The 22,095-nt window shown below is 61.7% G+C and carries 23 protein-coding genes and 2 tRNA genes; 12 read left to right on the top strand and 13 right to left on the bottom strand.

Annotated features, from left to right (window positions below; translation table 11 throughout):
• Position 1: 1 nt before the first annotated feature.
• Positions 2 to 895 carry an NAD kinase gene (locus tag ACHEXL_RS02585; protein ID WP_108428797.1) on the bottom strand — a complete coding sequence of 298 codons (894 nt, stop codon included), beginning with the start codon at positions 893 to 895 and terminating at the stop codon, positions 2 to 4.
• Between the two features lie 28 nt (positions 896 to 923).
• On the opposite strand from ACHEXL_RS02585, the gene hrcA reads away from it, so the two are divergent.
• Positions 924 to 1,928 carry a heat-inducible transcriptional repressor HrcA gene (hrcA, locus tag ACHEXL_RS02590; protein ID WP_291925963.1) on the top strand — a complete coding sequence of 335 codons (1,005 nt, stop codon included), beginning with the start codon at positions 924 to 926 and terminating at the stop codon, positions 1,926 to 1,928.
• Positions 1,929 to 2,294: 366 nt separating this feature from the next.
• On the opposite strand, the gene ACHEXL_RS02595 is transcribed toward hrcA, so the two are convergent.
• Positions 2,295 to 3,326: a P1 family peptidase gene (locus tag ACHEXL_RS02595; RefSeq protein WP_416560494.1), complete on the bottom strand. Its 1,032-nt coding sequence runs from the start codon at positions 3,324 to 3,326 to the stop codon at positions 2,295 to 2,297.
• Between the two features lie 43 nt (positions 3,327 to 3,369).
• Between ACHEXL_RS02595 and ACHEXL_RS02600 the strand changes: the two genes are divergently transcribed.
• The 7 genes from ACHEXL_RS02600 to greB all read left to right on the top strand — a co-directional run bounded on the left by ACHEXL_RS02600 (position 3,370) and on the right by greB (position 9,278).
• Complete coding sequence (locus ACHEXL_RS02600) at positions 3,370 to 4,335, top strand: ABC transporter permease (RefSeq protein WP_416560495.1); 966 nt, start codon at positions 3,370 to 3,372, stop codon at positions 4,333 to 4,335.
• Positions 4,325 to 5,170 (top strand): ABC transporter permease, encoded by an 846-nt coding sequence (locus tag ACHEXL_RS02605; protein ID WP_416560496.1) that lies wholly within the window; start codon positions 4,325 to 4,327, stop codon positions 5,168 to 5,170. The genes ACHEXL_RS02600 and ACHEXL_RS02605 overlap by 11 nt, the downstream gene beginning before the upstream one ends.
• A 2-nt stretch (positions 5,171 to 5,172) precedes the next feature.
• Positions 5,173 to 6,177 (top strand): ABC transporter ATP-binding protein, encoded by a 1,005-nt coding sequence (locus ACHEXL_RS02610; RefSeq protein WP_291925953.1) that lies wholly within the window; start codon positions 5,173 to 5,175, stop codon positions 6,175 to 6,177.
• On the top strand, positions 6,174 to 7,013 hold the full coding sequence (locus ACHEXL_RS02615) for an ATP-binding cassette domain-containing protein (protein ID WP_416560497.1): 840 nt from the start codon (positions 6,174 to 6,176) through the stop codon (positions 7,011 to 7,013). Before ACHEXL_RS02610 ends, ACHEXL_RS02615 begins: the two co-directional genes overlap by 4 nt.
• On the top strand, positions 7,010 to 8,527 hold the full coding sequence (locus ACHEXL_RS02620; protein ID WP_416560498.1) for an ABC transporter substrate-binding protein: 1,518 nt from the start codon (positions 7,010 to 7,012) through the stop codon (positions 8,525 to 8,527). Before ACHEXL_RS02615 ends, ACHEXL_RS02620 begins: the two co-directional genes overlap by 4 nt.
• A 55-nt stretch (positions 8,528 to 8,582) precedes the next feature.
• A tRNA-Arg gene (locus tag ACHEXL_RS02625) sits at positions 8,583 to 8,659 on the top strand.
• Between the two features lie 64 nt (positions 8,660 to 8,723).
• Entirely contained in the window at positions 8,724 to 9,278 is a 555-nt protein-coding gene (gene greB, locus ACHEXL_RS02630) for a transcription elongation factor GreB (protein ID WP_416560499.1), read from the top strand.
• 30 nt (positions 9,279 to 9,308) lie between these two features.
• Here greB and ACHEXL_RS02635 read toward each other — a convergent pair whose 3' ends face one another.
• The 4 genes from ACHEXL_RS02635 to ACHEXL_RS02650 all read right to left on the bottom strand — a co-directional run bounded on the left by ACHEXL_RS02635 (position 9,309) and on the right by ACHEXL_RS02650 (position 13,448).
• Entirely contained in the window at positions 9,309 to 11,579 is a 2,271-nt protein-coding gene (locus ACHEXL_RS02635; protein WP_416560500.1) for a RelA/SpoT family protein, read from the bottom strand.
• A 103-nt stretch (positions 11,580 to 11,682) separates the two neighbouring features.
• A complete protein-coding gene (rpoZ, locus tag ACHEXL_RS02640; protein ID WP_108322400.1) occupies positions 11,683 to 11,883 on the bottom strand; it encodes a DNA-directed RNA polymerase subunit omega in 201 nt (66 codons plus the stop codon).
• Between the two features lie 30 nt (positions 11,884 to 11,913).
• On the bottom strand, positions 11,914 to 12,534 hold the full coding sequence (gene gmk / locus ACHEXL_RS02645) for a guanylate kinase (protein WP_416560501.1): 621 nt from the start codon (positions 12,532 to 12,534) through the stop codon (positions 11,914 to 11,916).
• Between the two features lie 11 nt (positions 12,535 to 12,545).
• Entirely contained in the window at positions 12,546 to 13,448 is a 903-nt protein-coding gene (locus ACHEXL_RS02650; RefSeq protein WP_416561297.1) for a YicC/YloC family endoribonuclease, read from the bottom strand.
• A gap of 176 nt (positions 13,449 to 13,624) precedes the next feature.
• Here ACHEXL_RS02650 and rph point away from each other — a divergent pair, with 176 nt between their 5' ends.
• The 3 genes from rph to hemW are packed head-to-tail and all read left to right on the top strand — an operon-like array spanning position 13,625 to position 16,221.
• Positions 13,625 to 14,383 (top strand): ribonuclease PH, encoded by a 759-nt coding sequence (gene rph / locus ACHEXL_RS02655; protein ID WP_416560502.1) that lies wholly within the window; start codon positions 13,625 to 13,627, stop codon positions 14,381 to 14,383.
• 15 nt (positions 14,384 to 14,398) lie between these two features.
• Positions 14,399 to 15,013: an RdgB/HAM1 family non-canonical purine NTP pyrophosphatase gene (gene rdgB / locus ACHEXL_RS02660; RefSeq protein WP_416560503.1), complete on the top strand. Its 615-nt coding sequence runs from the start codon at positions 14,399 to 14,401 to the stop codon at positions 15,011 to 15,013.
• Complete coding sequence (gene hemW / locus ACHEXL_RS02665) at positions 15,010 to 16,221, top strand: radical SAM family heme chaperone HemW (protein WP_416560504.1); 1,212 nt, start codon at positions 15,010 to 15,012, stop codon at positions 16,219 to 16,221. The genes rdgB and hemW overlap by 4 nt, the downstream gene beginning before the upstream one ends.
• A gap of 24 nt (positions 16,222 to 16,245) precedes the next feature.
• On the opposite strand, the gene ACHEXL_RS02670 is transcribed toward hemW, so the two are convergent.
• Together ACHEXL_RS02670 and ACHEXL_RS02675 are read right to left on the bottom strand one after the other, a co-directional pair.
• A complete protein-coding gene (locus ACHEXL_RS02670; RefSeq protein ID WP_416560505.1) occupies positions 16,246 to 16,803 on the bottom strand; it encodes a hypothetical protein in 558 nt (185 codons plus the stop codon).
• Positions 16,800 to 17,168, bottom strand: coding sequence for a hypothetical protein (locus ACHEXL_RS02675; RefSeq protein WP_416560506.1), 369 nt, complete (start codon positions 17,166 to 17,168; stop codon positions 16,800 to 16,802). Before ACHEXL_RS02675 ends, ACHEXL_RS02670 begins: the two co-directional genes overlap by 4 nt.
• Before the next feature lie 84 nt (positions 17,169 to 17,252).
• Here ACHEXL_RS02675 and ACHEXL_RS02680 point away from each other — a divergent pair, with 84 nt between their 5' ends.
• Positions 17,253 to 18,218: a Gfo/Idh/MocA family protein gene (locus ACHEXL_RS02680; protein ID WP_416560507.1), complete on the top strand. Its 966-nt coding sequence runs from the start codon at positions 17,253 to 17,255 to the stop codon at positions 18,216 to 18,218.
• A 57-nt stretch (positions 18,219 to 18,275) separates the two neighbouring features.
• On the opposite strand, the gene ACHEXL_RS02685 is transcribed toward ACHEXL_RS02680, so the two are convergent.
• From ACHEXL_RS02685 to ureC, 5 genes are all read right to left on the bottom strand, one after another.
• Positions 18,276 to 18,363 (bottom strand) — tRNA-Ser (locus ACHEXL_RS02685).
• A gap of 70 nt (positions 18,364 to 18,433) precedes the next feature.
• Positions 18,434 to 19,093 (bottom strand): urease accessory protein UreG, encoded by a 660-nt coding sequence (ureG, locus tag ACHEXL_RS02690; protein ID WP_416560508.1) that lies wholly within the window; start codon positions 19,091 to 19,093, stop codon positions 18,434 to 18,436.
• Positions 19,090 to 19,779, bottom strand: a complete 690-nt coding sequence (locus tag ACHEXL_RS02695) for an urease accessory protein UreF (protein ID WP_416560509.1) — start codon at positions 19,777 to 19,779, stop codon at positions 19,090 to 19,092. The genes ureG and ACHEXL_RS02695 overlap by 4 nt, the downstream gene beginning before the upstream one ends.
• Positions 19,769 to 20,377 (bottom strand): urease accessory protein UreE, encoded by a 609-nt coding sequence (gene ureE / locus ACHEXL_RS02700; RefSeq protein WP_416560510.1) that lies wholly within the window; start codon positions 20,375 to 20,377, stop codon positions 19,769 to 19,771. The genes ACHEXL_RS02695 and ureE overlap by 11 nt, the downstream gene beginning before the upstream one ends.
• Positions 20,377 to 22,095 carry an urease subunit alpha gene (gene ureC / locus ACHEXL_RS02705; protein ID WP_416560511.1) on the bottom strand — a complete coding sequence of 573 codons (1,719 nt, stop codon included), beginning with the start codon at positions 22,093 to 22,095 and terminating at the stop codon, positions 20,377 to 20,379. Before ureC ends, ureE begins: the two co-directional genes overlap by 1 nt.

Below are 22,095 nucleotides of genomic sequence, written 5' to 3' on the forward strand. Positions count from 1 at the left end.
CTCAAGCGCCCTCATTCCAGTGCATTTTTTTGCGCAAAGTGTCGAAGTAATTCCAGCCCGCCGGGTGCAAAAACCGCACCGTGTGCTCCGAGCGCTTGACCACGATCCGGTCGCCCAAAATCAGGTCGGCCAGCGACTGCATGTCAAAGTTGGCGCTGACGTAGCGCCCGGCCACGATCTCGATGCTGACCTCGCTGGACTCGGGCAGCACGATGGGCCGGTTGGACAAGGTGTGCGGCGCAATCGGCGCCATGACCCAGCCGCCAATGCCCGGGTGCATCAAAGGCCCGCCGACCGACAGGGAATAAGCGGTGGAGCCCGTGGGCGTGGCGATGATCAGGCCGTCGGCGCGCTGGTTGGACACGAAGTGGCCATCGACCTCAACCCGCAGCTCGACCATGCCGGAGGTGCCGCCCCGGTTGACCACCACATCGTTCATCGCCAGGGCGCTGAACACGCTGCGCTGGTCGCGCATCACATGCGCCTGCAGCAAGCTGCGGTCTTCGGCCTGGTAGTGGCCTTGCAGCATGGGCTGCAGCACATCCTGGTAGCTTTGCAGGGGAATGTCGGTGATGAAGCCCAGCCGACCCTGGTTGATGCCCATCAAAGGCAGGCCGTAGCGGGCCATCTGGCGCCCAATGCCCAGCATGGTGCCGTCGCCCCCGATCACCAGGCCCAGGTCGCACTGGGTGCCAATCTCGGTCATCTCCAGCACCGGGTAGGTCGCCAGCCCGGTGTGCGAGGCGGTTTCCTTGTCCAGCACCACGTCGCAGCCTTGCCGCGTCAGGAACTGGGCCACGTCGTCCAAAGCGCGGCGTGAACTCTCCAGTGCCCCGCCGTGGGCGGTGGTGTGGTACTTGCCAAAGAGCGCAACGTGACGGAACTTGGATCTCATTTGCAAATTACATCATTAAAATGACTGCATGCTAGACGATCGTGCCAAGTTATTGCTCAAAGCGCTGGTGGAACGCTACATCGCCGACGGCCAACCCGTGGGCTCGCGCACGCTCTCCAAAGCCTCGGGCCTGGACCTGTCACCCGCGACCATCCGCAACGTGATGTCCGACCTGGAAGAGCTGGGCCTGATTGCCAGCCCCCACACCTCGGCCGGGCGCATCCCCACCAGCCGGGGCTACCGCCTGTTTGTGGACACCATGCTCACGGTGCAGCGCGATGGCCTGGACACCCCGGCCCTCACGCCCGACCAGCCGCAAAAGGTGATCGCCAACGCCGCTAACTTGCTGTCCAACCTGTCGCATTTTGTCGGTGTGGTCATGACACCCCGCAGGGCCTCGGTGTTCCGGCACATCGAATTTTTACGTTTGTCCGAGCGGCGCTTGCTCGTCATCATCGTCTCGCCCGAAGGCGATGTGCAAAACCGCATCCTGTTCACCGAGACCGATTACTCGCAAAGCCAGCTGGTCGAAACGTCCAATTTCCTCAACACCCACTATGCGGGCATGGCCATCGAGCAGGTGCGCAGCCGGGTGCAGCAAGAGCTGGTCAGCTTGCAAAGCGAGATCGCCACGCTCATGCAAGCGGCCGTGCAAGTCAGCACCGAAGCCCTGGCCGAAGACCAGAACGAGGTGGTGATTGCAGGTGAGCGCAATTTGCTGTCGGTGAGCGACTTTTCCAGCGACATGGGGCATTTGCGCCGGGCGTTTGAGCTGTTCGAGCAAAAAACGCAACTCATGCGTTTGCTGGACGTGTCCAGCCAGGCCGAAGGCGTGCGCATTTACATCGGCGGCGAAAGCCAGATCGTGCCCATGCAAGAGCTGTCGGTCGTCAGCTCGCCGTATGAGGTGGACGGCCAGGTGGTCGGCACCCTGGGCGTGATCGGCCCGACCCGCATGCCTTACGACCGCATGATCCAGATCGTTAACATCACCTCGCGCCTGGTCAGCAACGCGCTGAGCCAGTCTAAATAAACGGTCCGACTACAATGCGTGCCTGTAGTGGGGCGTTAGCTCAGTTGGTTAGAGCAGAGGACTCATAAAAATTGTGCACCGAGGCAGGAAACTCTTCGTGTGAATGGCGTCAAATTCGGTGAAAGCTAAGTGCAGCGATGCATACGCCAATGCCGAGCCAAGCTGCAAGTGGAAACACTTGTTGAAGGTGTAGAGACTAGACGGCGCCCACCTAAAGTGAAAACCAGGGTGAAGGCATAGTCCAGGGAGTGGCGAAAGCCACACAAACCAGAATCCTTTGGTCCACGGTTCAAGTCCGTGACGCCCTACCACTTACACCAACAACTTTGCCCGCTCCCCACCCAGCGGGCTTTTTTATTTCTGGGTTCAATTCGCCCAGTCAATGGCCGCAGGCACACCACCCCAGCTTGCGGCAATTCCCCGCGCCTGACGAATGGCATCCACTGTGGCCAGTGCTGTGGCCTCGGCCGCCATCACGGTGAGCAGCATCAGATCCACCGGGCCTGCTTCGGTGCCGGTGGCCATGGCAAACAGGGTGTCGCCGTCCAGTGTGGTGTGGGCCGGGCGGATGCTGCGGGCCAGGCCGTCGTGGGCGCTCATGGCCAGGCGCTTGGCTTGGGCCTTGGTGAGCGTGGCGTTGGTGGCGACCACGCCAATGGTGGTGTTGGTGCCGGGTAGGGGGCGGTTGCCGCGCTCACCCGCCAGCAAGGCGCGTTGGGTGTCCAGCAAGTTGTGTCCATCGGCCGTGCGGGCACCGGCCAGCACTTGACCAGTAGTCGGGTCGATCACATCGCCCACCGCGTTGCAGGCGACCAAGGCGCCCACCACCCAAGGCCCCACGCGCACGCTGGCGTTACCGATGCCGCCTTTCATGCAGCGATCCAGGCCAAACAATTTGCCCACACAGGCGCCTGCGCCCGCACCCACATTGCCTGCGGCGGGTGTGGCCGTCGAGGCCGCTTGGCAGGCGGCATAGCCTGCTTCTGCGCCGGGTCGGGCCTTGGGGTCGTCACCCGGGCGCACCACGGGCAAATCGAACAACACGGCCGCAGGCACGATGGGCACGCGGCCGTAGCCGGTTTCAAAACCGATGCCCTGCTCATCGAGCCAGCGCACCACGCCCGTGGCGGCATCCAGCCCGAAAGCGCTGCCGCCGCTGAGCACCACGGCATGCACTTTGTCGACCAGGTTGGCCGGGTCCAGCAAATCGGTCTCGCGGGTGCCCGGAGCGGCCCCGCGCACATCCACCGCGCCCACGGCGCCTTGGGGGGCCAGCACCACCGAGCAGCCGGTCAGGCGCTCGGTCAGTGTGAAGTGACCGACCTGCAGGCCGGGGACATCCACGATGGAGCCCACAAGGGCGTCTTGGGCGCTGTTTACAATCGTTTGCGATGCCATCTCAACTCTTTTCATCGTTGCTCACAGACCCTAAGGATAGCGCGTGCCCCTGTTCTTTTTGAGACGGCTGCTGAGCTTTGTGCTGACCCTGCTGTCCATTTCGGTGGTGGTGTTTGTAGTGCTGGAGTTGCTGCCGGGCAATGCCGCGCAGGTGATCTTGGGCGAAACGGCCACGCCGGAGTCGATCGCGGCGATGGAAGACAAGCTGGGCCTGAACCAGCCCGCGGCCACCCGATATCTGAGCTGGATGGGCGGCATGCTGCAGGGCCAGACAGGCCTGAGCATTTCTTACGACACCCCCACCGCCCAGTTGATGGCCGAGCGCATGCAGGTGACGCTGCCACTGGCTGTGATGGCCATGGGCCTGACCGTGGCGCTGGCGTTGGCGCTGGGTATTTACGCCGCCTCGCAGCAAAACAAGGCGGGTGATATGGGCGTGATGACTCTCAGCCAGTTGGGTCTGGCGCTGCCCAATTTCTGGCTGGCCATTCTTTTGATCCTGCTCTTTGCGGTGCACCTGGAGTGGGTGAGTGCGGGTGGTTTTCCGGGGTGGTCCCAAGACGATGGTGGCGGGGTGCTGGAGGGCGTCAAGGCTTTGCTGCTGCCCGCCATGGCGCTGGCGGCGGTGCAGACGGCCATCTTGACGCGGGTGACCCGCTCGGCCGTGCTCGACACCTTGCGCGAGGACTTTGTGCGCACTGCCCGGGCCAAAGGCCTGTCGCGCCGCCAAGTGCTGTGGGGCCATGTGCTGCGCAACGCCATGATCCCGGTGCTCACCGTGATGGGCCTGCAGTTTGGCAATCTGATCACCAGCGCCATCGTGATTGAAAACGTGTTTGTGCTGCCGGGCATTGGGCGGCTGATTTTTCAGGCCATTGCCAACCGCGACCTGATCGTGGTGCGCGATGTGGTCATGTTGTTGGCGGCGCTGGTCATCCTGATCAACTTTTGCATCGACGTGCTGTATGCGTGGATCGATCCGCGATTGAAGGCGGGCCATGCGGGATAACAACACATTTTGGCGACGCGCCTTGCGCCACCCGAGTTTTTTAGCAGGCGGGGCCATGGTGCTGCTGATGGTGCTGTGCGCGGTGCTGTCCTTATTTTGGTCGCCTTACCCGGTGGGCGACATCGACATCCCCAACAAACTGGCCTCGCCCAGCGCCGCGCACTGGCTAGGCACCGACAGCCTGGGGCGCGACATCGGTTCTTTGCTCCTGGTGGGCAGCCAAAATTCTTTGCTGGTGGGCTTTATTGCGGTGGGCATTGGCCTGGGTGTGGGCGTGCCTTTGGGTTTGCTGGCCTCGGCGCGGCGCGGCTGGGTGGAGGAGCTCATCATGCGGGCCTCGGACTTCACCTTCGCCTTTCCGGCTTTGTTGTCGGCCATCATGCTGACCGCGATCTATGGGCCGGGCCTGGTGGTGAGCATTGTGGCCATTGGCATTTTCAACATCCCGGTGTTTGCCCGCATTTCGCGCGGTGCCGCCAACGCGGTCTGGGCGCGGGACTATACAGCGGCTGCCCGCGCCGCAGGCCAGGGCCCGCTGGCCATCACACTCACGCATGTGCTGCCCAACATCGCGAGCGTGTTGATCGTGCAGACGACCATCCAGTTCGCCATCGCCATCCTGGCCGAGGCGGCTTTGTCTTATCTGGGTCTTGGCACGCAGCCGCCGCAGCCCAGCTGGGGCCGCATGCTCAACGAAGCGCAGTCGCAGATGTTTCAAGCCCCCATGCTGGCGGTGTACCCTGGCGCGGCCATTGCGCTGGCGGTGCTGGGGCTGAATTTGCTCGGCGATGGTTTGCGCGACGTGCTCGACCCCCGGCTGGCGCGGCAAAGGTGAGCATGAACGATCTATCAAGCGCCAAGCCGTTGCTGCAAGTCGATGATTTGCGCGTGAGCCTGCCCACGGCCCGGGGCTGGGCGCAGGCCCTGCGTGGCGTGTCCTGGCGCATGGAGCGGGGCCAGACGGTAGGCCTGATTGGCGAGAGTGGCAGTGGCAAATCGCTCACCGCATTGGCCCTGATGGGCTTGTTGCCCGAACGCGCCCGTGTGAGCGGTTCCATCGTGTTCAAGGAGCAGGAGTTGGTGGGCCTGCCCGAGCCGCAGATGTGCCAGCTGCGCGGTGCCCGCATGGCCATGATCTTCCAGGAGCCGATGACGGCGCTCAACCCCTTGCATCCGATCTGGAAGCAGATCGCCGAGCCCTTGCGCCTGCACCAGCACATGAGCGCCAGCGACGCCAAAGCCCGCGCCCTGCAACTGCTCGAACGCGTGCAGTTGCCCCGTGCGCGTGAACGGCTGGATGCCTATCCGCACGAGTTGTCGGGCGGGCAACGCCAGCGCGTGATGATCTCGATCGCGCTGGCCTGCAGTCCCGACCTGCTGATTGCCGACGAGCCCACCACCGCGCTGGATGTGACGGTGCAAAAAGAGGTGTTGCGGCTCATCCAGCAACTGGTGCGTGAAGATGGCATGGGCTTGCTCTTGATCAGCCACGACCTGGGCCTGATGCAGGACCAGGTGGACCGTGTGATGGTGATGTACGGTGGCGCGGTGGTCGAGAGCGCGGCCACGCCCGAGCTGTTTGCGCACCGGGCGCACCCCTACACGCGGGGCTTATTTGCGGCGCGGCCGCGTCTGGGCTTGGCCCGCGGCACGCGCCTCACCACCATCCCCGGCAGCGTGCCCGAGCTGATGGATTTTCCGGCAGGTTGTGCGTTTGCCGACCGCTGCAGCTTGGCGGTGGAGGATTGCCGCCAGACACCGCCGCAGGCTGAAAGCATCGACCGCGAAACCAAGGGTGATGAGCCCCATGTGGTCAGTTGCCCGCGCTGGAGGCTGTCATGAGCGTGCCGCCCACATCTGCCCCTCTGCTGGAGGTGAAACACTTGGGACGGCGCTTTGCCTTGCCCCGCACGGGTTTGTTCCAACCCGCAGGCGCTTTGCAGGCTTTGTCTGACGTGAGCTTCACGCTGCAGCCGGGCAAAAGTTTGGGCATTGTGGGCGAATCGGGCTCGGGCAAGTCCACGCTGGCGCGACTGGTCATGGCTCTGGACACGCCCACCGAGGGGCAGGTGGTGTTCAAAGGGGTAGACGTGCACCAGACCCACGGGCAGGCGCTGCGTCAGTTGCGCAGTGGTTTTCAGATGGTGTTTCAGGACCCGTATGGCTCGCTGGACCCGCGCCAAAAAGTGCTGGCCATCGTGACCGAGCCGATCAAGACCTTGGTCGAACCTGCGGATGGCCGAACGGAGCTGCGCGACCGTGCTGCCCAGGCTTTGAGCGAGGTAGGCCTCAGAAGCGCAGACCTTGACAAATACCCGCACGAATTCTCGGGCGGTCAACGCCAGCGCATTGCCATTGCCCGCGCCCTGATCACGCGCCCTGCATTGATCGTGGCCGATGAGCCGGTCAGTGCGCTCGATGTGTCGGTGCAGGCCCAAGTGCTGAACCTGATGATGGACCTGCAAGACCGCTACGGCCTGAGTTATCTGTTCGTCAGCCACGATCTGGCGGTGGTGAATTTGATGTGCGACGATGTGCTGGTCTTGCAGTCAGGCCGCGTGGTGGAACAAGGCCCCGCAAGCCAAATTTTTCAGCAGGCCGAGCACCCTTACACTCGCAAGTTATTGGCCGCCATTCCGGGCCAGCCCCCTTCATTTTTGACGCAGGAGACCCCATGAAAAACGTCTTTTCTTTGACCCGCCGCACCCTCGCTTTGAGCTCGGTCGCCGTGTTGGTCGCCACTGGGGTGGCTGCCCCTTTGCAGGCGCAAGCGCAATCGCGCAAGGACACCGTCACGCTGGGCATGATCCTGGAGCCCACCAGCCTCGACCCGACCATGGCCCCTGCTGCGGCCATTGGTGAGGTGGTCCACTACAACATCCTCGAGGGCCTGACCAAAATCAATGTGGATGGCAGCATCAGCCCCTTGCTGGCCGAGAGCTGGAAAATGGATGCCGACGGCAAGGCCTACACCTTCAAGCTGCGCAAGGGCGTGAAGTTTTCTGATGGTGCGCCGTTCGACTCTGCCGCTGTCAAGTTCAGCTTCGAGCGGGCCAAAGACGCCAAGAGCACCAACAAGGCCAAAGGCGCGGTGTTCAACAACATCAGCCACATCTCGACCCCCGACGCACACACCGTGGTGCTGGTGCTGAGCAACCCGGACGGCAACTTCTTGTTCCGCATGGGTGAGAACACCGCCGTGATCTTGCACCCGGACAGCGCCGCCAACGCCGCCACCAAGCCCGTGGGCACAGGCCCCTACAAACTCGACAGCTGGGCCAAAGGCTCTGCGGTGACTTTGTCCAAATGGGATGGCTTTCGCGATGCCGCTTCTGTCAAAGTGAAGAAAGTCACTTTCCGTTTCATCAACGATTCGGCCGCCCAGGTGGCCGCCTTGCTGGCGGGCGACATCGACGGCATGCCGCGTTTCCAGTCGCCGCAAAGCTTGGCACAGTTTCAGAAAGACAAACGCTTTGTGGTTGAAATGGGCAGCACGGCCGGCAAAGGCATCATGACCATCAACAACCGCAAGAAGCCGTTCGACGATGTGCGCGTGCGCCGCGCGCTGTCGCATGCGATCGACAAGAAAGCCTTCATTGACGGCGTGTTTGAAGGTCTGGCCAAGCCCATCGGCAGCCACATGGCACCCACCGATGCGGGCTATGTGGAGTTGAGCAACACCTACGCTTACGACCCCGAAAAAGCCAAGGCCCTGCTCAAGGAAGCCGGGGTGCAAACCCCGCTGAACGTGACCCTGACCTTGCCCCCGCCGCCTTACGCCCGCAAGGGGGGTGAGATCCTGGCTGCGCAGTTGGCCAAAGTGGGCATCGTGGCCAAAATTGAAAACGTCGAATGGGCGCAGTGGCTGGGCGGCACGTTCAAGGGCAACTTTGACCTGACGGTCATCAACCACGTTGAACCACTGGACTACATGAACTACGCCAACCCGCAGTACTACTGGGGTTACGACAGCAAGGCTTTCCGCGACTTGGCGGCCAAACACGCGGCCACCACGGCGGCCAAAGAGCGCACGCAGCTGTTTGGCGACATGCAGCGCATGATCGCCAAGGATGCGGTCAACGTGTTCCTGTTCAACGCCACCAACACCGCGGTGTACCGCAAAGGCCTCAAAGGCCTGTGGTCGAGCTCGCCGATTTTTGCCAACGACATGTCGGCCGTGTCCTGGCAATAAATTGAGGGGCCGCCCAAAACTGCCCTGAAAAGCTTGCTATAATTCGATGCATGATGCGGCTGTAGCTCAGCTGGATAGAGTACTTGGCTACGAACCAAGGGGTCGTGGGTTCGATTCCTGCCAGCCGCACCAAAAATTAGAAAGCCCACAACGCGAGTTGTGGGCTTTTTCTATTTTTGCCCTTGAACATCAGGACATGAGCAAAGCCTTCACCAAAGAGACCGACGGCGACGATGACGACGAGCTGGGTTTGCCGGCTTTGCCTTCAGGTGCACGCAACTACATGACGCCAGGCGGCTACGCCCGACTGCGCGCCGAGCTGTTCACCCTGATCGATGACGAGCGGCCCAAGGTGGTCGAGATCGTGCATTGGGCCGCCAGCAACGGCGACCGCTCAGAAAACGGCGATTACCTCTACGGCAAAAAGCGTTTGCGCGAGATCGACCGGCGTATCCGTTTCCTGACCAAGCGGCTCGAAATCGCCGAAGTGGTGGATCCGGCCGTGCACCATGGCAGCGATCAGGTGTTCTTTGGGGCCACGGTCACCTACGCCGAGGCCTCAGGCGTCGAGCGCACAGTCACCATTTTGGGCATCGACGAAGCCGACAGCTTGCAAGGCCAGGTCAGTTGGGTCTCGCCGATCGCTCGCACCTTGCTCAAATCACGCGAGGGCGATGAACTCAAGTTGGTCACGCCTGCAGGTGTGCTGGACATCGAGGTGTTGCAGGTCCGCTATCCGGCGCCTGCTTGATGCGGGCGTGCATACCGCAGATATCCGTTTTCAGTTCGGGGTATTGCCTTTGTGGGTCTGGCGTTCGGCCCGGACCACCGAGGGGGTGCGTTTGAGGTGACGCAGCACCTGCTCCAGGTGCGCCACATCCCGCACCGCAACGACAAACTTCAGCTCCGCCATGTCTTGTGGCGAATCGCTGCCCATGTCCACGTGCACGATGTCTGTCTCGGCAGTAGCCAGTGCACCGGCCACTCGGGCCAGTACACCCTTGCCATTGACCACGCTCACGTTGATGGCGGTCTCGAAGCTGCGGCTCAATTCGTCCGACCACTCCACACCAATGAAGCGCTCGCTGTCCTTGTGCTCCAGTTTGCGTGCAGTGGCGCAGTCCCGGGTGTGCACGGCCAGGCCTTCACCACGGCCCAGGTAGCCCACGATGTCGTCACCGGGCAGTGGACGACAGCAGCGCGAATAGACGACTGAAGCGTTCTCACTACCGTCCAGCGTGATGGCCCCTTGCGAGATGGATTCGTGCGCCGTGAAACGTTCCCGCGTCATCAGCAGTGCATCAGGCTTTTGGCCTCGCTCGGAAAGCAAAGCGGTCAGTCGCTTGGCCACAATGGTGGCGATGCGTTTGCCCAGGCCAATGTCCATCAGCAAATCTGCACGGTTACGGTTACCTGTGAAGCGCAGCAGTTTTTCCCAAATGAGTTGATCGTTGTCTTCGTCGGCCGGGAGTTTGTCGATGCCTTCAGCACGCAGGGCCTGTGACAGCAGTTTTTCGCCCAGCTCGACCGATTCGGTTTGCGCCATGGTCTTGAGGTGGTGGCGGATCTTGGAGCGGGCGCGCCCGGTGCGCACAAAGCCTAGCCAGGCTGGGTTGGGGGCCGACACGGGCGCGGTGATGACTTCCACCACATCGCCGTTTTTGAGCTCGGTGCGCAGCGGCACCTGGTCGCCGTTGATTCGGGCGGCCATGGCGTGGTCGCCTACTCGGCTGTGGATGGCATAAGCAAAGTCCACCACCGTGGCACCGCGTGGCAAAGCCATGATCTGGCTCTTGGGGGTGAACACATAGACGGCATCGGGGAACAGATCGACTTTGACATGGTCCCAAAATTCGGCCGCGTCGCGTGTTTCGGTCTGGATGTCCAAAAGCGATTGCAGCCACTGCGTGCCCAAGCGTTCCGATTGGGCGCTGGCCGATTCGTGCTCTTTGTACAGCCAGTGCGCGGCCACGCCAGATTCCGCCACCAGGTGCATGGCCTCGGTGCGCATCTGAAACTCGACGTTCACGCCCGATGGCCCCACCAAGGTGGTGTGCAGCGACTGGTAGCCGTTGACTTTGGCAATCGCGATGTGGTCCTTGAACTTGCCGGGCACAGGCTTGTAGATCTGGTGCAACCAGCCCAGGGCCGTGTAGCAGTCAATCACCGAAGGCACGATGACCCGGAAGCCGTAAATGTCGGTCACCTGGGCAAAGCTCAGGTGCTTCTCATCCATCTTTTTGTAGATGGAGTAGAGGGTTTTTTCGCGGCCACTGATGCGCACATCCATTTTGGCCTGTGCAAACACGGCTTCGACATCGGCCTGCACCTTTTGAATCAAATCGCGGCGGCGGTTGCGTGCGCGCGAGACCGCCTTGGTCAAAACCGCATAACGCCAGGGCAGCAGGTGTTTGAAGGCCAGGTCTTGCAGTTCGCGGTAGATCTGGTTCAGACCCAGGCGGTGGGCAATCGGGGCATAAATTTCGAGGGTTTCCGAGGCGATGCGTCCCCACTTGCTGCGCGGCATGTCGCCCATGGTGCGCATGTTGTGGGTGCGGTCGGCCAGCTTGATGAGGATGACCCGCACATCGCGGGCCATGGCCAGCAGCATCTTGCGAAACGACTCGGCCTGGTTTTCTTCGCGGGTGTTGAACTCCAGCTTGTCCAGCTTGGTCAGGCCATCCACCAATTCGGCCACCTGGGAGCCGAAGCGCTCGATCAACTCGATCTTGGTGACGCCGCAGTCTTCCATCGCATCGTGCAACAGGGCTGCTGCCAATGCCTGGGCGTCCAGCTTCCATTCGGTGCACAAGCCGGCCACCGCGATCGGGTGGGTGATGTAGGGCTCGCCACTTTTGCGCATCTGGCCCAAATGGGCTTCGTCGGCAAATTTGTAGGCTTTGCGCACCATGTCGGTATCGGCTTCGCTCAGGTAACCGAGTTGGGCCTCCAGCACTGCAAAGCTGGCTGCTGCCGCGTTGGCCGCAGCAGGCGGCACGGCCTTGTGGCGGCTGTGACCTGCTGGGGTGGACGGGGGCATGGCGGTGCTCATGACGTCAATGTAACGCAAGCGTTGGCGGGTGTTTCTGGCGGGCACAAAAAAGCCCCATGACTGGGGCTTGATGGGATCCGGCCACGGCCGGATGAGGCGTGCTTCAGGCCACGCGCTTGAGCATCTCGATGCCGACCTTGCCAGCAGCGATTTCGCGCAAGGCGGTCACGCCGGGCTTGTTTTTGCTCTCGATGCGGGGCGTGTGGCCCTGGCTCAGCATGCGGGCGCGGTAAGTGGCGGCCAAAACCAGCTGAAAGCGGTTGGGGATCTGTTCCAGGCAATCTTCAACAGTGATGCGGGCCATGAGTGTTCCTTGAAAATGTCTGTTCGGGGTTCAAGCCATCTTGAGGGCTTGAAAGGTGTCAGGCCGGGCACGGCGCTGAACGTGGTATTTGAGCCGCTGGGCGTGAACAACCGCTTTAAGGTCAAACAGGGCACGATCAAATACTTCATTGATTATAACGAAGTCGAATTCTTGGGCTTGTGCCATCTCCACCGCCGCATTCTGCAGGCGCAGCTCGATGATCTCGGGTGCATCCTCGCCCCGGCGCTCCAGGCGTGAGCGCAATTCTTCCCAGCTGGGCGGCAGGATGAAGATCAGCACCGCGTTGGCGTACATCTTCTTGATTTGCAAGGCGCCCTGGTAGTCGATTTCTAGCACCACATCGGCCCCTTGGGCCATGCGGTCTTCGATCATCTTTTTGGAGGTGCCGTAGCGCTGGCCGTGCACATGGGCCCACTCGACAAAGGCGTCGGCCAGTACCATGGCGTCGAACTCCTGCGCCGAGGCAAAAAAGTATTCTCGGCCGTGCTTTTCCTGGCCTCGGGGGGCGCGGGTGGTGTGCGAGACGGTGGGTTGTACGCGCGAATCCAGCTCCATCAAGGCCTTGACCAGACTGGATTTGCCAGCCCCGCTGGGGGCGGCTACGACAAACAGGTTTCCTGGGTAATCCATGTTCAGGCTCTTTATTCGATGTTTTGGACTTGTTCGCGCATTTGCTCGATCAGCACCTTCATGTCCACAGAGATGCGGGTCATCTCCAGCACAGCCGATTTGGAGCCCAGGGTGTTGGCTTCGCGATGCAGTTCCTGGATCAAAAAGTCCAGGCGCTTGCCGATGTCGCCGCCCTTGTCCAGCAAGCGGCTGAGTTCGTCCAGGTGCGAGCGCAGGCGGGTGAGTTCTTCGGCCACGTCGATGCGGATGGCAAACGCGGTCGCCTCGGTCAGGGCCCGGTCTTGCGCTGCTTCGGGCAGGTGGCTGCCGTCGGCCAGGGCCATGGCGTCTTTCCAGCGCTCTAAAAAGCGCTGGCGCTGTTGTTCCACCAACTGTGGCACCAGCGGCACCGCCAGATCGGCCAAGCAGCGCAGCTGGGCAATGTGGCCCTGTAGCATCTCGGTCAGGCGGGCGCCTTCACGGGCGCGGGCTTCGCGCAGGGCGTCCACGGCTTGGGCTGCCAGTTGCATCCAGGCGGCTTCGTCGGGTGCGGCCTGGCCCGAGCTGCCTGCGGTCATGCGTAACACGTCGGCCACACTCAAAGCGCGGGCATCGGGTAACCAATCTTGGATTTTGCCTTGCAAGGCGGCGATTTTTTGCAGGGCTTGGTGGTTGGGGGCTTGCAAGGCCGCGCCGTCACCGGCATCCTGGCTGGCCCGCACCTCTACTTTGCCGCGCTTGATCTGGCGGGTGATCAGCTCGCGCAGGCCGGGTTCGAGCTGGCGCAGTTCTTCGGGCAGGCGAAAGGACAGATCCAGAAAACGGCTGTTGACCGAGCGGATTTCCATGCCCATCCGGGCTGTCGGGGCCGTGCTGGCAGGGGTTTCACCGCCCGCACTCAGCGGGCTGTGCTGCACGCTGGCGTACCCGGTCATACTGTAAACTGGCATCGATCAAGTTCCTTGTGACAGCGCCAAGCCAGACTGGCCGCGATGCGCTGCAAATGCCCAGCCTGACAGCTGAACATGAAACGAGGCATTATCTCAAACTCTTGGGCTAGCCCCGCCTGCGCATCGCCGGGCTCAGCAGACAACCCCCTTTCAGTGACAACATGAACACCACCGTCTCTTACGTCCGAACCGGTCGCGCCAGCGACGCTTTGCGCCCGGTGCGCATCACCCGCGGCTACACCGTGCACGCCGAAGGCTCTGTACTCATCGAATTTGGTCAGACCCGCGTGCTGTGCACCGCTTCGGTCGAAGAAAAGGTGCCAGGCCACAAAAAAGGCAGCGGCGAAGGCTGGGTGACCGCCGAATACGGCATGCTGCCCCGTGCCACCCACACCCGGGGCGACCGCGAAGCCGCACGCGGCAAACAAAGCGGCCGCACACAAGAGATCCAGCGACTGATTGGCCGCTCATTGCGGGCCGTGTTTGACCTGAAAAAACTGGGCGAGCGCACCATCCACCTCGACTGCGATGTGCTGCAAGCCGATGGCGGCACGCGCACCGCCAGCATCACGGGTGCTTTTGTGGCGGCGCAAGACGCGGTCAACTGGCTTATGACCACGGGCAAATTGAGCGAGTCGCCCATCATCGACCGCGTGGCCGCCATCTCGGTGGGCCTGAAAAACGGCACCGCCTTGCTGGACCTGGATTACCCCGAAGACTCGGCCTGCGACACCGACATGAACGTGGTCATGACCGGCGCGGGCAATTTTGTGGAAGTGCAGGGCACGGCCGAAGGCGTGGCTTTCACCCGCGTCGAAATGGACCGCATGCTGGCCTTGGCTGAAAAAGGCATTGCGCAACTCGTGCAGCTGCAAAAGCAGGCGCACGACGAGCCCAAGACCCTGACTTTCAGCGCCTGAAGCGGCGGTAGGTTCATGAAAATCGTTTTGGCTTCCAACAACGCGGGCAAACTGGCCGAGCTGCAAACCCTGTTGGCGCCGCTGGGCATGACGCTGGTGCGCCAGTCTGAGCTGAACATCCCGGAAGCGGCAGAGCCCTTCAAGACCTTTGTGGAAAACGCCTTGGCCAAAGCCCGGCACGCTGCACAGCTGAGCGGCTTGCCCGCCCTGGCCGATGACGCGGGTTTGTGCGTGGATGCGTTTGGGGGGCAGCCGGGCGTGGACACGGCGTATTACGCCACCCGCTTTGGCTACCCCAAAGGCGATGACACCAATGTCACCGCACTGCTGGCGCAAATGCAGGGCATCGCCAACCGCCGCGCCGCCATGGTCAGCACCTTGGTGGCCGTTCGCAGTGCCGATGACCCGGAGCCCCTGGTTGCCGTGGGCCGGGTGGTGGTGCAGATCGCGCCTGAGCGCCGGGGCAGCAACGGCTTTGGCTTCGATCCGGTCTTGTTCTTGCCAGAATTTGGCAAGACCTTTGCCGAGCTGCCCACCGAAGTCAAAAACGCCAACAGCCACAGGGGTCGCGCCGCACAGGCCATGTTGGCGCTGATGCGCGAGCGCTGGCTGGCTGGTTCTGCGGCATGAGCGCACACCTTGACCCGGTGCACGCCATGCGCCCCGGCGTGCTGCAGCTGAGCAGCCTGCCGCCTTTGTCGCTGTATGTGCACCTGCCTTGGTGCATCAAGAAGTGCCCGTATTGCGACTTCAACTCGCATGAATTCCGCGCTGGGGCCGATGCGCCTGCTACGCAAGACGCCTACATCGATGCCTTGTTCGCTGACTTGGAAGCGAGTTTGCCGCTGATTTGGGGTCGCAGCATCCAGACCGTTTTTTTAGGCGGCGGCACACCCAGCCTGTTTTCGCCCGAAGCGATAGACCGTTTGGTGGGCGGCATCCGCGCCCGTGTGCGCTTGGCACCAGACGCCGAGATCACCATGGAGGCCAACCCTGGCACTTTCGAGAAAGACCGCTTCAAGGCTTTCCGCCAGGCGGGCATCACCCGCTTGTCGATTGGCGTGCAGAGTTTTGACAATACGCACCTGAAAGCCCTGGGCCGGGTGCACGACCGCGACCAGGCCGTGGCCGCCGTGACCGAAGCGGCGCAGGTGTTTGACACCTTCAACCTGGACCTGATGTACGCCTTGCCGGGCCAGACGCTCGAAGGTCTCACGCAGGACATCCAGACTGCGCTGGCCTTTGCGCCGCCGCACATCTCGATCTACCACCTGACCATCGAGCCCAACACGGTGTTCGCCAAATTCCCGCCCGCCTTGCCCGAAGACGATCTGGCCTACGAGATGATGGACCGCATCACCGAGCTGACCGCATCGGCCGGGCTGGCGCGTTACGAAGTCTCGGCCTACGCCAAGCCGGGGCATCAATGCGCGCACAACCTGAACTACTGGCAGTTTGGCGATTACCTTGGCATTGGTGCCGGGGCGCACAGCAAGCTCAGTTTTGCGCACCGTGTGCTGCGGCAAGTGCGTTACCGCGAACCTGCGCTCTACATGCAGCAGGCCATGAAAGGCGAGCCCGTCACACAAAGCACCGAGGTGTCACGCCAGGATTTGCCCTTTGAGTTCATGCTGAACGCCTTGCGTTTGCGCGGCGGTTTTGATTTGGCCGATTACGTGGACCGCACCGGTCTGGCCATGACCAGTATTCAGAAGGGGCTGCAAGAGGCCGAGCAAAGAGGGCTGATCGGGCGCGATTTGCACCGTGTCTGGCCGACCGACAGGGGCTTTGATTTTTTGAGCGATTTGCAGTCGCTTTTTTTGGCTGAAAGCGATTGAGGCCAGCGATTGGCCCGGTCTGCGTCAGCTTTTGATGCGCAGTCGGTCCAGGGCAAACTTGAAGCTGTAGAGCATCAGCAACGCCCCTGTGACGTTGCCAAAAAACATGGGCCACACATCCACCCACACGTTGATGTTGGGTTGGTCCATCAAGAGCCAAACCAGTTGGTGAGCGACAGCACTGGCGGCTGAGGAAACCAGTGTCAGGTTCAGCAGTTGCACCGGATTGAGCATTTGCAGTTGTTCGCTGAGCCATCGTTGTTTGTGCAGGTATTTCATCACCAACCAGGGCGTCAAACCACCTGCAACGCCATTCAAAAAGCCCAGCATGGGGGCTGAGCCATCGATCACATCCCAATCGATGAACCAACTGCCCAGCATCAGGCCCAGAGCACCGGGCAAACCCAGCACCAACACCAGAATGATCCTGAAACCGGAGGGCAAGAAAACCCAGTTGACCCCTTTGCTGTGTTCCAAGGTGTGGAAAATCCAGTCATTGAACTTGAAGAAGCCCACAAACAAAACAGCACTGATCAGGGTCAGTGCTGTTTTTTGAAGGGATCCTCGAATCAGGGTGTTCATGCAGGCAATTCTTGATGCGCCACTTGCATGGACTGCCCCAGATGACTGAAGTAATCCAAGGTCCGCTGCGTCGGAATCAAGAACTTGGCACGGCGGTCACCTTCCAGGTTCAGTGTGCTGAGCATGTCTTTTTCACGCAGTCGTGTGATGCGTTTGTGCAGCGTGGCGGGCGATCCCAAATCTGCCAAGGCAATCGCCTCGCGCACCGTCATGGGCTGGTTTTCATACCAGCGCAAAACCACGGCCTGCAACAAGGCTTTTTCGTTGGCGTCCATCTCCATGCCGTCGGGCAGGGCTTGGATGACTTTGGCCAACTGCAAAAAGCGCAGGTAGGCCGACACGAAAGGGCTGTTGGTTTTTTCCATAATTTCGATTTTATCGAATTTTTGTAAAAACCAAAACTGATAAGTTTGCTGAAAGGTTAAGCTTGTCACACAAAGGACGAATGCATGACACATCGATTGGCCATCATCGGCTTGGGCATCATGGGCCGCCGAATGCTCGAAAACGCCTTGCAGCACCGCGCTTTTGAAGTCTGTGGTGTCTGGGACCCGTCCCCCGGCTCGGTTGCCAAAACTCTGGAAATGGCGCCTGGCGTGCCTGTCGCGCAAAGCGCAGAGGCCGCCATGGCTGGGGCCGATGTGGTTTATTTGGCGTGTCCGCCGGGACCGCGCAAAACCTATGCCTTGCAGGCGGTGGCCGCTGGGCGGGGGGTGTTCATGGAAAAACCCCTGGGCACCGACAACGCACAAAGCCGCGATCTGGTCGCCCAATTGCGCCAGGCCCGTTTGCCAGGCGTGGTCAACTTCACACAGGCCGCCTCGCGGGGCTTTGACGAGCTGAATCGCGCCATCGCTTCAGGTGAAACGGGTGAACTGTTGGGCATCGACATCGTAGTGAACTACCCGGCTTGGCCTCGTGCCTGGCAAAAAGACGCCGATTGGTTGCGCTTGCGTCATGAGGGCGGCTATACCCGCGAGGTGATCTCGCACTTCTTGTTTTTGGCTGGACGTTTTCTGGGGCCGCTGACTTTGCAGCAGGCCTTGCCCCGTTATCCACAAGACCCGACCTTGTGTGAATTGGACATGCTGGCGCGACTGACCACTGCGGATGGGAAACCCGTGACGGTCATGGCCACCACCGGGGGGCGACAGCCCGATCGGCAAGAGGTCACGGTGCGCGGCAGCCTCATGAACCACCAGTTCCGGGAGTTTTACCAACTTTGGCGCTCGGACGGTGGGCCTTGGGTGCAAGCGCTGGACTGGACCACCGAAGACCCGCGCACCAGCGCCTTGCAGCGTCAATTGAGTGAAGTGGATTTGTGGCTGCAAGGCAAGCCACACAAATTGGCCACGGCAGAAGAAGCGTTGGCGGTTCAGGAGCTGGTGGAGGCCATGCTGATGGGCAAAGTCTGAATGGCCTTGCCCCATGCAAAACGCCCCTTGAGAGGGGCGTTTTGCATGGGGTGTATCTGGCGGAAGCGGTGAGATTCGAACTCACGGACCCTTTCGAGTCGCCGGTTTTCAAGACCGGTGCAATCGACCACTCTGCCACGCTTCCTTGGGGCCAGATTGTAACGAGTTAAACCCGGCTTCTGCGGACGCGACGGTCGAAAACGGCAAGGGGGGGTTCAGCCCTTGGTCAGCATGCCGCGCTTTTCGATGAAGGCCACCACATCGGCCAGGCCGTCGAGGGTTTTCAGGTTGGTCATGACCCAAGGGCGTGTCTCGGGGTTGGGACGCATGCGGTGGGTGTCATCCCTCATCACTTGCAGATCGGCACCGACATGGGGCGCCAGGTCGGTTTTGTTGATCACGAACAGGTCGCTCTTGGTGATGCCGGGGCCGCCCTTGCGCGGGATCTTCTCGCCCGCCGCCACGTCGATCACATAAATCGTGAGGTCGCTCAGCTCGGGACTGAAGGTGGCGGCGAGGTTGTCGCCACCGCTTTCGATGAAGACCACATCGGCATCGGGAAACTTCTCCAGCATGCGGTCGATGGCTTCGAGGTTGATGGAGGCGTCTTCGCGGATGGCGGTGTGGGGGCAGCCGCCGGTTTCCACGCCCATGATGCGGTCCGCAGGTAGGGCGCCGCTGACGGTCAGCAGACGCTGGTCTTCCTTGGTGTAGATGTCGTTGGTGATCGCGATCAGGTCCCAGCGCTCGCGCATGTTTTTGCAGAGCATCTCCAGCAGCGTGGTTTTGCCGGAGCCCACGGGCCCGCCGATGCCCACGCGCAGTGGCGGCAGTTTTTTGGTGCGGTTCGGGATATGGTGGAGTGCAGAAATCATGATCGGAAGATGCGTGAATATTGGATTTCGTGGCGGGCGGACAGTATGGCCAACATGGGGTTGAAGGCCTGGCGGTCCTCGTCGCTCATGTGCATGGCGGTTTGCACCGCCAAGGGGATTTCGCGGGCCAGGCGCGCCAACATGCGCTGGCCTGCGCTTTGGCCCAGCGGCACCGCCTTGAGGGCGGCCTGGGTCATGTTTTCGGCCCAACCAAAGGCACAGGCTTGTAAGGCCTGATTGATCGGCGCGTGTGCCAGCGACAAGGCCAGCGCCATGGTCAGTGGGTAGGTGGCCGGCAGCTGGGCGCAGCATGCCAGTTGCGTCGGGCTGGCCTGCTGAAGGTTGCGCAGCCAGTCGAGCAGAGAACGGCCCATTTGTTCGGTTTGCAGGCGCATCTCGGCGGTTTCGCGGGTGGCCATGACCCAGTTGTTCAAGGTTTGCAGGCGGGCCGTGTTGTGCTGCTGCCAGGCCGGGATGGCTTGTGCCAGCACCGCCATGTCGCCGCGCGACTGTGTCAGGTGCAGTTGGTCCACCACCCAGTCGGTGGCACTGGCTTCGTTGTGCACCAGGCCCTGATCGATAGCTGCTTCCAGGCCTTCGGAGTAGGAGAAGCCGCCGATCGGCAACGCAGGTGATGCGAGCCAGATCAGTTGCAACAAAGCCGAAGGCGCAGCGTCAGTGCTCATGCTTGCAGCCTGGGCCGTGCACATGGGACTGCGCAGGGGCCGAACGGATTGGGATGGCGACGCGCTTGGCCGCGACCGGTGCTTGATCGTGGCTGTGGTCATGCCCATGCCCATGTCCATGTCCATCGTGAGAATGCCCGCCGTGGTCGCCATAAGCGCCGCTCTCGGGCTCGAACGCCTCGGACACTGGCACCACCGTCATGTGCATGGCCCGCAGCATGTCGGCCAGCACATGGTCGGGCTCGATCTTCAGGTGGTCGGGCTGCAGCTCAATCGGCACATGGCGGTTGCCCAGGTGGTAGGCGGCGCGGGTCAGGTCGAACGGCGAGCCGTGTTCGCTGCAAGCGGTGATGCGCAATACCTTTTGGGGCGCAGCCTCCACGCGAATGAGCGAGCCGTCTTCGGCCACCAGCACATCGCCGCCGCGCACCACGGTGCCGCGCGGCAAAAACACACCCAGTGCTCGGCCTGCGCTGTCGGTGGCATCAAAGCGGCTTTTTTGGCGGGTATCCCAATCCAGCGTAATGGTGTTGGCGCGTTTAACCAGCACACTGGCCAGGCCACGGCCTTGCGGCATGAGTTTGGAACAAATGATCATCAGAACAAAAAGTAGCGTTGCGTCATGGGCAGGCTGGTGGCAGGCTCGCACACCAGCAGCTGTCCGTCGGCGCGTACCGCGTAGGTCTGGGCATCGACTTCCATGCGGGGCGCATAGTCATTGTGAATCATGTCTTTCTTGCCCACTTGGCGGATGTTCTTCACAGCCGACAGGGTTTTTTGTAGACCATAACGGGCACCGATGCCGGCATTCAAACCAGTTTGCGAGACAAAGGTCAGCGAGTTGCGGGTCAGCGCACCGCCAAAGCTGCCAAACATGGGACGGTAGTGCACCGGCTGTGGTGTGGGGATGGACGCATTCGGGTCGCCCATGGCCGCCAGCGCGATGAAGCCGCCTTTCATGATGAGGGCCGGTTTCACACCAAAGAAGGCGGGCTTCCAGATCACCAGATCGGCCCATTTGCCCACCTCGATGCTGCCGACTTCGTGGCTGATGCCGTGTGCAATGGCGGGGTTGACGGTGTATTTGGCGATGTAGCGTTTGACGCGGGCGTTGTCGTGGCGGTCGGTGTCGCCGGGCAGGCTGCCGCGTTGCTGCTTCATTTTGTGCGCGGTTTGCCAAGTGCGGATGATGACCTCGCCCACCCGGCCCATGGCCTGGCTGTCGCTGCTCATCATGCTGATGGCGCCCAAATCGTGCAGGATGTCCTCGGCCGCAATCGTCTCCTTGCGGATGCGGCTCTCGGCAAAGGCCAGGTCTTCGGCAATGGCCGGGTCCAGGTGGTGGCAGACCATCAGCATGTCCACATGCTCGTCGAGCGTGTTGATGGTATAAGGGCGTGTGGGGTTGGTGGAAGACGGCAACACATTGGCCTCGCCCACCACTTTCAGAATATCGGGCGCATGCCCGCCGCCTGCGCCTTCGGTGTGGAAGGTGTGGATGGTGCGGCCCTTAAAGGCCGCCACGGTGTCTTCCACAAAGCCCGATTCGTTGAGCGTGTCGGTATGGATGGCGACCTGTGTGTCGGTTTCTTCGGCCACGGTGAGGCAGTTGTCGATGGCCGCAGGCGTGGTGCCCCAGTCTTCGTGCAACTTCATGCCAATCGCCCCAGCGTTGATTTGTTCGTGCAGCGCGGCAGGCAAGCTGGCATTGCCCTTACCCAGAAAACCCAGGTTCATCGGGAAGGCGTCGGCCGCCTGCAGCATGCGTTCGATGTTGAAGGGGCCGGGTGTGCAGGTGGTGGCAAAGGTGCCGGTGGCCGGGCCCGTGCCGCCGCCCAGCATGGTGGTCACGCCGCTGGCCAGCGCTTCGTCGATCTGCTGGGGTGCGATGAAATGGATGTGGCTGTCGATGCCGCCTGCAGTGACGATCAGGCCTTCGCAGCTGATGATCTCGGTGCCCGGGCCAATCACGATGTCCACACCCGGTTGCGTGTCGGGGTTGCCCGCCTTGCCAATGGCGGCGATGCGGTTGCCCTTGAGGCCAATGTCGGCTTTGACGATGCCCCAGTGGTCGATGATGAGCGCGTTGGTCAGCACACAGTCCATGGCGCCTTCCTGGTTGGTGCGCTGCGATTGCGACATGCCATCGCGGATCGTTTTGCCGCCGCCAAATTTCACCTCCTCACCGTAGCCACCGGCTTGCAGCGTGAAGTCCTTTTCGACCTCGATCACCAAGGCGGTGTCGGCCAGGCGAATCCGGTCGCCCACGGTGGGGCCGAACATTTCGGCGTATGCGCGTTTGTCAATATGGGCCAT

Source organism: Limnohabitans sp. YIMB22184 (assembly GCF_048020265.1).
Taxonomy (GTDB): Bacteria; Pseudomonadota; Gammaproteobacteria; order Burkholderiales; family Burkholderiaceae_C; genus Limnohabitans_A.